9 protein-coding genes are annotated in these 9877 nt (G+C 64.3%); 6 read left to right on the forward strand and 3 right to left on the reverse strand.

The window, feature by feature from the left end:
• Positions 1-6: 6 nt before the first annotated feature.
• From C0456_RS12995 to C0456_RS13015, 5 genes are all read left to right on the forward strand, one after another.
• Positions 7-519 carry a flavin reductase family protein gene (locus C0456_RS12995; protein WP_291052762.1) on the forward strand — a complete coding sequence of 171 codons (513 nt, stop codon included), beginning with the start codon at positions 7-9 and terminating at the stop codon, positions 517-519.
• A complete protein-coding gene (locus C0456_RS13000; protein WP_291052765.1) occupies positions 516-1781 on the forward strand; it encodes an MFS transporter in 1266 nt (421 codons plus the stop codon). The genes C0456_RS12995 and C0456_RS13000 overlap by 4 nt, the downstream gene beginning before the upstream one ends.
• Before the next feature lie 165 nt (positions 1782-1946).
• Positions 1947-3323, forward strand: coding sequence for a CynX/NimT family MFS transporter (locus C0456_RS13005; RefSeq protein WP_291052768.1), 1377 nt, complete (start codon positions 1947-1949; stop codon positions 3321-3323).
• Positions 3324-3348: 25 nt separating this feature from the next.
• Complete coding sequence (locus C0456_RS13010) at positions 3349-4422, forward strand: LLM class flavin-dependent oxidoreductase (protein ID WP_291052770.1); 1074 nt, start codon at positions 3349-3351, stop codon at positions 4420-4422.
• Between the two features lie 33 nt (positions 4423-4455).
• Positions 4456-5820, forward strand: coding sequence for a M20/M25/M40 family metallo-hydrolase (locus C0456_RS13015; RefSeq protein ID WP_291052773.1), 1365 nt, complete (start codon positions 4456-4458; stop codon positions 5818-5820).
• Here C0456_RS13015 and C0456_RS13020 read toward each other — a convergent pair.
• From C0456_RS13020 to C0456_RS13030, 3 genes are all read right to left on the reverse strand, one after another.
• The gene (locus C0456_RS13020) at positions 5817-6389 is read right to left on the reverse strand and encodes a TetR/AcrR family transcriptional regulator (RefSeq protein ID WP_291052776.1); all 573 of its coding nucleotides are present in this window, start codon (positions 6387-6389) and stop codon (positions 5817-5819) included. The two genes, C0456_RS13015 and C0456_RS13020, sit on opposite strands and share 4 nt — an antisense overlap.
• A 182-nt stretch (positions 6390-6571) precedes the next feature.
• The gene (bioD, locus tag C0456_RS13025; RefSeq protein ID WP_291052779.1) at positions 6572-7249 is read right to left on the reverse strand and encodes a dethiobiotin synthase; all 678 of its coding nucleotides are present in this window, start codon (positions 7247-7249) and stop codon (positions 6572-6574) included.
• Positions 7231-8370 (reverse strand): aminotransferase class I/II-fold pyridoxal phosphate-dependent enzyme, encoded by a 1140-nt coding sequence (locus tag C0456_RS13030; RefSeq protein WP_291052782.1) that lies wholly within the window; start codon positions 8368-8370, stop codon positions 7231-7233. The genes bioD and C0456_RS13030 overlap by 19 nt, the downstream gene beginning before the upstream one ends.
• Before the next feature lie 108 nt (positions 8371-8478).
• Here C0456_RS13030 and C0456_RS13035 point away from each other — a divergent pair, with 108 nt between their 5' ends.
• Positions 8479-9756 (forward strand): adenosylmethionine--8-amino-7-oxononanoate transaminase, encoded by a 1278-nt coding sequence (locus C0456_RS13035; RefSeq protein WP_291052784.1) that lies wholly within the window; start codon positions 8479-8481, stop codon positions 9754-9756.
• The last annotated feature ends 121 nt before the right edge of the window (positions 9757-9877 follow it).

Here is a 9877-nt window from a genome sequence, read left to right on the forward strand (position 1 = left end):
GCAGACATGTCCCACCCCATCGACGCATCCCTCTGGCGCGAAGCCATGGGCGGCTTCCTCACCGGCGTCACCGTCGTCACGACACTGAGCGGTGACCGGATCGCCGGCACCGCTGTCAACGCCTTCTCCGCCGTTTCGCAGGCCCCGCCCCTGCTGCTCGTCTGCCTCGACCGGTCAAGCCGCTCGCTGGAAGCCATCCGCAGCGCGGGCTTCTTCGCCGTCAACATCCTTTCCGAAACGCATATGGAAGTTGTGCGCCGCTTTTCCTCCAAGAGCGCGGAAGACCGCTTCCAGGGCGTCGCTCACGCCCCCGCGACCACCGGCGCGCCTATACTCGCAGGCTCCGTCGCCTGGTTCGATTGCGAGGTTCACGCCATCCATGAGGGCGGTGATCATGAGATCGTCGTCGGCCGTGTGCTGGAGCTCGGCTCCAACAAGGCCGCCGCGCCGCTCGCCTATCATCGCGGCAATATCTGGTGTCTCGATCCGCGCGAACCCGTTCCCGAAGGGCGCTCATGAGCCCTCCCGAAAAAGGCGGCGCCCCCCACCTGACCGGCACGGCCGCGCTCGTTCGCGTCATGGCCGACACCGCCTATCGCAGCCTCTTCCTCGCCTCCACCGCCATGATGGCCAGCCAGTGGATGCAGCGCATCGCGCTCGGCTGGATCATGTGGGAACTGACGGGCTCAACCACCTGGCTCGGCCTCCTGGCCAGCGCCGAACTTCTCCCCGGCCTCTTCTTCGGCCCGCTTGGCGGCGTCCTGGCAGACCGGATGAACCGTAAGCGGATCGTCCTCCTCTGCCAGATGGCCGCGCTGCTGATCTCCGTCGCCACCGGTCTCGCCGTCTTCCTCGGCCTCTCCACGCCGCTGCTGCTGATGGCGCTCACAGCCGCCGGCGGCATCGCTGCCGCCCTCCAGGAATCCGCGCGCACGCTGCTGCTGCGCGACGCCACCCCGCGTGACTGCCTGCCCACTGGCATGTCGATGACCGCCATCTCCGTCAACGTCACCCGCTTCCTCGGCCCGGCGCTCGCCGGTCCGCTCGTCATCTGGCCCGGTCCCGCCTCGATCTTCTGGATCAATGCCGCCGTCTCCCTCGTGATGATCGCCACGGTCCTCAGCCTGCGGCACCTCCACGCCTCCGGCACAGGCTTCCCCCCGCGCGAAGCCTTCCTCCGCCAGCTCTGGACCGGCATGAAGGCCGCCTCCAGCCACAGCGTCGTCACGCCGGTTCTCCTGATCTTCGCCGCCACCGCCTTCCTCGTGCGCCCCGTCTACGAGCTGATGCCCGCCTTCGCAGACCGCCTCTTCGGCGGCAATGTGCAGGATTATTCCTACCTGATCATGGGCGTCGGCGCGGGCGCCGTCATCGGCGCGGTCATCGTCACGCTGAACGCGCCGGCCCGGCCCGCGATAATGTTCTTCTGGTCGTCGCTCGCCGCCTGCCTCTCGCTCATCGCCTTTTCGGCCACGCCGGGCATCCTCTCGGCCACGCTGGCCGCCACCATCCTCGGCTTCTTCATGTGTATCAGCGCGGCCACCTCCCAGCTGGTCATGGTTCTGGATACGGAGGAATCGGTTTCCGGCCGCGTGCTCAGCCTCTGGGGCGCGCTGATGCGCGGCGCCCCCGCCCTCGGCGCGCTGGCCACCGGCGCGGTACTGGACGGGATGGGATACCGCCTCCCCCTCGCCCTCTCCGGCCTCGCCGCCGCCCTGCTCACAGGCGCGGCCCTCGTCCTCTTCACCCGCAGCCCCGGCGCCCGGCCGGGCGCTGCCTGATCCGGAGCGCCCGTCATGCCCGCCCGATGGTCAATTGATAGGCAACACCAACCATATCTGACGCAGTTTCTGACATTTTGTCTGAAATGTCAGATTTCGAAACCCTGGCCCGCGATCTGCAACGCGGCCCCCGCTAAAAAGAATTGAAGCGCAAGAGAGAGACAGATGCTGACTTCCGGAATCTTCAAATCCGTCCGCTCCGTGTCTCCGCTGGCCGGAGGCCATCTGGCAACGCTCAGCACGCTGGACCTGCTGATCAGCGCGGCCACCTTCTCTTCCCTCGGCATCGTCCTGCCCCATATGGTGTCAGAGCTTGAGTGGAGCTGGTCCCAGGCCGGCCTCGGCTTTACCATCCTCGGCGCGGCTTGCGGCGGCTCCTCCCTCCTGCCCACCCTGCTCATCCGCAAGTTCGGCGTCCGCCTCGCGCTCATCTGCGGCGCCCTGCTGATGGCGCTTGGCCTCTACACGATGAGTTCGGTGAGCAGCCTGCTGCAATATTTCGTCGCCGCGGCCATCTGCGGCGTCGCCTATCAGATGCTGGGCACCATCCCGTCCACCTTCGTCATCAGCCGCCATTTCAAGAACCGCTCCACCGCGCTCGGCCTCTATTTCACCATCGGCGGCTTTGGAAACGTCTTCGGCCCTTGGATGGTCATGGCCGTCCTCTCGGTCGAAGGCCAGGTCTGGCGCGACTATTGGGTCTACCAGTCCCTCCTCCTCCTCGCCACAGGCATCGCCGGCGGCCTCATCATCGGCCTCGACAAACGCTTTGCTCAGCCTGCGGAGCGTGAACTCGAAGAACCGGCCATCGAGAAGAAGATCGAGCCTGCGCCCGCCCCCGGCACCACCTGCGAACCAGCCGCCGCCGCCAAGCCGTCCCGCGTCTACATCACGCCCGTCGACTGGGGCGTGAAGGAAGCCATGCGCACCCCGCAATACATGATCCTGGTGGCCGCCTATTTCGCAAATCTGATGGCCCTGGTCACCGTCACCAGCCTCTCGGTCGGCCATCTCGTGGAGCGCGGCGTCTCGAATGAAACCGCGGGCGCCATGCTCAGCCTGGAGGCCTTCATCGCCGTGCTCACGCGCATCGGCGGCGGCTTCCTCGGCGAGCGGGTTGATCCGCGCTATCTGATGATCGTGTCCCTCGCCGCCACCTCCATCGGCTGCGCCGTGCTGGCCACGTCAAACTCCCATTCCATCCTGCTGATCTACGCCATCGGCACAGGCATCGGTTTCGGCCTCACGGCCCTCTCCTGCACCGTTCTGATGATGAACTATTTCGGCCAGCGCCATAATCTGGAGCTTTTCTCCTCCATGTGCCTCGTCGGCGCGGCCTCTGCTCTCGGTCCAACGATTGGCGGTGTCATCCGTGATCTGACGGGAAACTTCATCCTGATGTTCCTGATCCTCTCTGCCGTGGCCGCCATCGTCTGGGTCGCCGTGGTGATGATGCGCGCGCCAAAGCGGGGCGAAAGCCCGGAAGCGGAGACCGCCGCCCCCGCCCTCGATACCCCGGCCATCGCCGAAAGAACCGCCTGAAATCCAATACGTGGAGCGAAAAACCATGTTGCCCAGTCACAAACTGTTCGGTGTCTTCCTGCCCATCGCCAATGGCGGGTGGATCATCTCGAAGAACACGCCCCCGCTCGACGGCCTCTACCAGACCAACCGGGAAGCGGCGATCATCGCGGATCGCATCGGCCTGGATTTCATCATGTCGATGTCGAAATTCCGCGGCTTTGGCGGCGAGACGAACCATTGGGCCACATCCATGGAATCCATGACCATGATGGCCGGCCTCGCCGAGGTCACGAAGAATGTGAAGGTATGGGCCACCGTTCACGCCCTTCTTTCCAATCCCGGCGTCGTCGCCAAGATGGTCACCACGCTGGACCACATCTCCAATGGCCGCGCCGGCCTCAACATCGTCGCCGGCGCCTACCGCGAGGAATTCTCCCAGATGGGCGCCTGGGATGACACCCTCACCCATGCCGACCGTTATCAGCTTACGGAAGAATGGATCACCATCATCAAGCGCCTCTGGACCGAGCCGAGCGTCACCTTCAAGGGCCGCTTCTTTGATATGGAAGATTGCCAGTCCGATCCCAAACCTATCTCAAAGCCGCGTCCGGATCTCATCGCCGCCGGCCAATCCGATCGCGGTTTTGATTTCTCCACCTCCCATGCCGATGCCTGTTTCATCGGCGGGCGCAGCGTGGAGGAACGCCGGGGCTTCAGCAAGCGGGCCCGCGAGATCGCCGCTGAAAAAGGCAAGACCATCCGCGTCTGCTCCATGTGTACCGTCATCCATGACGACAGCGACGCCAAGGCTGAAGCCATGCTGCAACGCTTTGAAGATGGCAAGGATCTCGGCGCCATCATGGCCCAGATGAAAAGCTGGGGCCTCGCGCCAGACAGCCTCGCCGCTGCGGCCCGCAAGATGGGCGCCAGCCAGAACCACACCGTTGTCGGCTCGCCCGAAACCTGCCGCGAGAAGATCGAGGCCTATATTGAAGCCTGCGATCTTGATGGCGTCATGCTGATCTTCCCCGACTACAAGACCGGCCTCGAAATGTTCGGCAGCATCCTGCCCAAACTGCGCCAGACCTTTCCGGCAGCAAGCCACGAACCCGCATAATCAGACAACAGACTAACGGAGAGGGAACCCCTCATGGCCGACGGACTGCTCGATACCGCGCTGGGCGCCGGGGTCTCCCCGGAAGACGTACAGGCAATTTCCGATGCCATAGACATCGAGGAGCTGAAAACGCTCATCCTCGACCTGGCAAACATCTACAGCCCGTCAACCGGCGAAGCGGAAGCCTCCGCCTTTGTCCATGACTGGATGGAGCGCGAGGGCTTCCGCCCGCTCAGCGTGGGCGCCGTACCCCACCGCCAGAATGTCATCGGCAGCTATGGCGGCAACGGGCCGGGAAAAAACCTTCTGTTCACGGCGCATCTGGATACCGAGAGCGAGCCTGCCGACCCCGTGATCCTCGCCAAGACAAGGCGGCCTGAAAGCGTGAAAAACCGCGAATGGCGCGAATGCTGGCTGGAAGATGGCAAGTTCTATGGCTATGCTGTCGCCAATGATCGCGGCCCCATGTCCTGCATGCTGATGGCCGCCAAGGCGCTCAGAAAGGCCGGCTACGATCTCGCCGGCCGCATGTATCTCACCGCCTGCCCCGGCGAATGCGGCCCCGAGCCCATCGAGGAACATGGCGGCATCGACCATATGGGCAAGGAAATCGGCGCCCACTACATGTTCCATCATGGCGGCGTCGCGCCCGATTTTGCCATCGCCGCCGAGGGCACCGATTTCGGCGTCACCTGGCTCGGCTGCGGCAGCGCAATGTTCCGTATACGCCTCTACGGACAGTCCATCTTTCGTCCGCTCCTGAACGCGCCCAGGGCCACCGCTGATCATCCCAGCTCCATCTACCATCTCGGGCCCGTCATCGAAGCGCTCCACGCCTGGTCGCTCGAATACGAAGCCGGCAACGTCTACCGCGCCAGGGGCGGCACCTCCATCCCCAAGGCTACGATCAGCTGCGTCCAGGCCGGCTCCCCCCATAGCGGGGGAACCGAAATCGCCGCCCTCTATGTCTGCTGCGATCTTACGCCAAAGCAGAAGGCTGCCCAGGTATTGCACGAGCTGGAAGCGGTGATGCGTTCCCTGCCGGGCATCGAGTTCGAGGTAGAGCCTGTCAATGTCAGCCATGGCTACGAGGCCGATGACGCCGAAGTCGCGCCGCTGGTGGCCGGCGTCGACGCCGCCGTCCAGTCCGTACTCGGACAGCCCGTTGAAATCGCCAAGCCGGTCTATTCCAGCATGTGGCGCGACCATAACGTGTTCAACATGCACCGCGTCCCCGCCATCACATTCGGCCCGGTCCGCTGGCGCCCTTCGCCGGAAGATTTCTTCAAATGCACGCTGATGTATGCCCTCACCGCCCTGTCCATCTGCGGCCGCGCTGAGGGGGACGTGCACCGGCGCGCGGGCAAGACCGTCTATGGCGACAATCCCTTCGGTTAGGCCGCAGCGCCGGGCTGTCGATCATCGAGCGCCAGATACTTCATCAGCATATCCTGGAAAACCTGCTTCATTTCTTCAATATAGGCAGGATCGCGGGAGACACTTTCGATATACACGCCCCTGTAGAACGCCGCCATCACGGCGATCACCACACCGGGCACCCGCAGCCCGGAAAGCTCCGGAAAGAATTCATCATAGCCCGTGATGACTTCTTCAATGCGGGTCTTCGCAGAGCGCTTGTAGAGCGCCAGCAATTCCTTGTCCGATCGCAGGGCAACGATCAGCTCGAACATGATCGGAAAGATCTCCTGGAACTCGCCCCACAGCACATCCAGGCGCCCGCGCAGATCCAGATCCGTCTTGCCCTCAAAGGCGCGGTGAACCTTCTCATAGCGCCAGTGTACAAAATGTTGGATGGCAGATGAAGTCAGCTCGATCTTGCTGGAATAGTGATGGGTAATCGCGCCCCTGGAAACGCCTGCCGCATCAGCAATGTCCTGCAGCGATACACCGATATATCCCCGCTCCCCGATACAGCGCAGCGTTGCATCCAGAACTTTGCGCTGCATGCTTTCGCTGCGGTCTTTCTGGGATCTTCTTTCGCGCTTTTCAGGCTTTTGGTCCGCCATCGGATTATCTCCGGATGAGAGTTGGAGTTAAATCCAAGTGATCCGGAGAACCGGCTTGGTCACTCAGGGAATCTACGTAACATTATAGAAGTGGCGCGCGAAATTTCAAACGGAAAGCGACGCTAATGCTCCGCATCCTGTTGCAACAGCAACAGAGTCAGGGATTCGGCGTGCTGGCCGTGCGCCATCCCCAGGGCCGGCACATGCCTGAACCGGAGCACCTCTTCGAGGAAAGCGAGGGGCTCTCCTCCGCAGGGGGAAGGTTGCGAAACCACCAGCGCCGCAATCTCCAGCCCCCGCGCGCGCAGGGCATCCATCGCGGTCAGCGTATGGCTGATGGAGCCGAGATAGGGCGCAGTGACGAGAATAACTTTCAGTCGCAGGTCCGCCATCAGGTCGATCTGCAGCGTGTCATCCGTCAGCGGCGACATCACCCCGCCAGCCCCCTCCACCAGATGCACATCCGCCGCGCCAACCGCCAGCCGCCGGTCCACAAATCCCCTGATTTCACTATAGCTCTGCGCAATCCCCGCCTGCCGCATGGCGACATTCGGCGCCAGCGGCGGGGCCAGCCGGTGCAGGCAGATTTCCGAAACCGATGCGGGTGTTACCCCCCTACCCATCGCAACCAGCAATCGTCCGGCATCGGACTGTTCCAGCGCGTCTTCAGCAAAGCCGCTCATCAGGGGTTTGGTCGCCTCGGCTCGCATGCCCCGGTTGCGCCATGCCTCGATCAGCCGGGTACTGACATATGTCTTGCCAATATCCGTGCCGGTGGCTGTTACGAAATAGCCGCGCATGCCTGCTCCATGATGTCCCTCAGCGCGCCGGCAAAGGCGCGAACGTCCGCTTCCTCATGCCCCGCCGCAAAGGTCACGCGCAGGCGCGCCGTCCCCGCCGGCACGGTGGGCGGGCGGATGGCCGTCACAAGGTATCCCCGCTCAAGCAGCGCGGCCGACACCCGCATCGCTTCAGCTTCCGGCCCGATGATGATCGGCACGATCACGCTTTCGGGCGCCGGCAGGCCCATCAGCGCGCAGAACAGGGCGGCATGCCGCCGCGCCTTCGCCGCCCGTTCTGGTTCCGCCTTGAGGATGTCCAGCGCCGTGATCGCGGCTGCCAGCACCGGCGGCGGCAGGCCGGTCGTATACACAAAGCTGCGCGCCCGGCTGGTCAGCAGGTCCATCAGCGCCGCCGGCCCGCAGACATAACCGCCATACCCGCCCACCGCCTTGGAAAGCGTGCCCATCTGGATCTGCGCGGGGTTCTCCTGCGCCGAGATGCCCAGCCCATGCGCGTCATCGGTCATCAGCCAGGCCCCGGCCGCCTCCGCCAGCGCCCCAAGCTCTGCCAGCGGCGCCACATCCCCATCCATCGAAAACACGGTCTCGGTCAGCACCAGCACCTGCCCCGGCGCCCCCTGCATCAGCCGCGCCGCATCGGCCACATCATTGTGCCGGAAGAGGCGTATTTCTGCCCCCGAAAGCTTCGCCCCGCCATGCATGCAGGCATGGGCCAGCTCATCCATGACAATCGTATCGCCCTTGCCCACCAGCGCCGGGATGGTCCCCAGATTGGCGAGGAAGCCCGAACCGAACACCCGCGCCCCTTCGGTGCCCTTGAGCGCCGCCAGCCGCGCCTCCAGCGCGCTGTTGAGCGGGTGATTGCCGGTAATCAGCCTCGATCCCCCGCTGCCTGCGCCATGGGCCAGCGCCGCCTCGGCGGCGGCCTGCGTCACGCGCGGATCATGCGAGAGGGAAAGGTAATCATTGTCGCAGAAGGAAATCACGCGCCTGCCCGCCCGCGCGGCCCGCCCGCCCGCTTCCCGCGCCGTTTCGGTGAGGCTGCGGCGCTGCCCGCTGGCCTCAAGCTGGGCGAGCTTCTGCTCGGCATGGGCTTTCAGCCGTTCAAAAGATGTCATCGGGCTTACAATCCTCTGGCCGTTCTGCCGCGCCTGTCCTAGGGGATGCACGCGGGCCGTGCCAAGAGGCGAATGCCCGCAGCAACGGACCCTTTAGGAGCGCTGAAGATGGCAGACCCGAAAGACTGGTTCACCGAAGGGCTGGAACATATCTGGCTGCCCTACGCCCAGATGCGGACCCTGCCCGCCCCGGTTGCGATTTCGCGCACCGAAGGCGCCCGCCTTTACCTGGCCGATGGCCGCGAGCTGGTCGATGGCGTCGGCAGCTGGTGGACCGCCGTGCACGGCTATAACCGCGCCGAGCTGCTGGAGGCTGCCCGCGCCCAGATGGCGAAGATGCCCCATATCATGCTCGGCGGCCTCGCCCATGAGCCCGCCTACCGTCTCGCCAGCCGCCTCGCCGCCCTCACGCCGGGCGACCTCTCCCGCGTCTTCTTCACCGAATCCGGCTCCGTCGCCGTCGAAGTCGCGATGAAGATCGCCATCCAGTATTTCCGCAACACCGCCGGCGTCTCGCGCACCAAATTCGTCTCCTTCCTTGGCGGCTATCATGGCGACACGCTGGCCACGATGTCGGTCTGCGACCCTGATGAGGGCATGCACCACATGTTCCGCGGCGCGCTGGCCGAGCAATATGTCGTCGCCCTGCCCGAAACGCGCGACCAGATCCGCGCCCTCGAAACCCTGCTGGCCACCGACAAGAAGATCGCTGCCATCCTGATCGAACCGCTGATCCAGGGCGCCGGCGGCATGCGGATGCACAGCCTGCAAGTGCTGAAAACCCTCCGCCGCCTGTGTGATCAGGCGGGCGTCCTGCTGATCTTCGACGAGATTTTCACCGGCTTTGGCCGCACCGGCGAAATGTTTGCCGCCAATCGCGCCGGCGTCACGCCGGATATCATGTGCCTCGGCAAGGCCATCACCGGCGGCATCACGCCGCTGGCCGCCACGATCGCCTCATCGAAAGTGTATTCGGCCTTCCATTCGGAAAATCCGGACCACGCCCTGATGCATGGCCCCACCTATACCGGCCACGCCATCGCCTGCGCGGTCGCCAATGCGGGCCTCGATCTCTTTGCCGATGGCAGCCTCGTCAAGCGCGTCAAGAAACTCGAAACCACGCTCACCGCCGCCCTCGCCCCCGCAAAGGAAATGGACAGCGTCGCCGATGTCCGCGTCCTCGGCGCCGTCGCCGCGGTGGAAATGGCAGAGCCCTTCCCTCTGGAGGCCGCCCGCAAATGGTTCATCGACCAGGGCACCTTCATCCGCCCCCTCGGCCGCACGGTCTACCTCTCCCCTGCCTACGGCATCAGCGAAGAAGACCTCACCCGCCTCACCGCCGCCATCCTGAAATTCGCCACCACCGGACGATCCGAGATCGGATAATCAGGCGGCCCGTTGGAGCGCCGTTGGAGTTTTTTGGAGTTTTCCGGCAAAAACTCCAACGGCATTTGAAGCGGACAGCGCCCCCACCCTATCCCTCCCCATTTTCATGGGGAGGGGACCT

Source organism: Hyphomonas sp., from assembly GCF_013823385.1.
GTDB lineage: Bacteria > Pseudomonadota > Alphaproteobacteria > Caulobacterales > Hyphomonadaceae > Hyphomonas.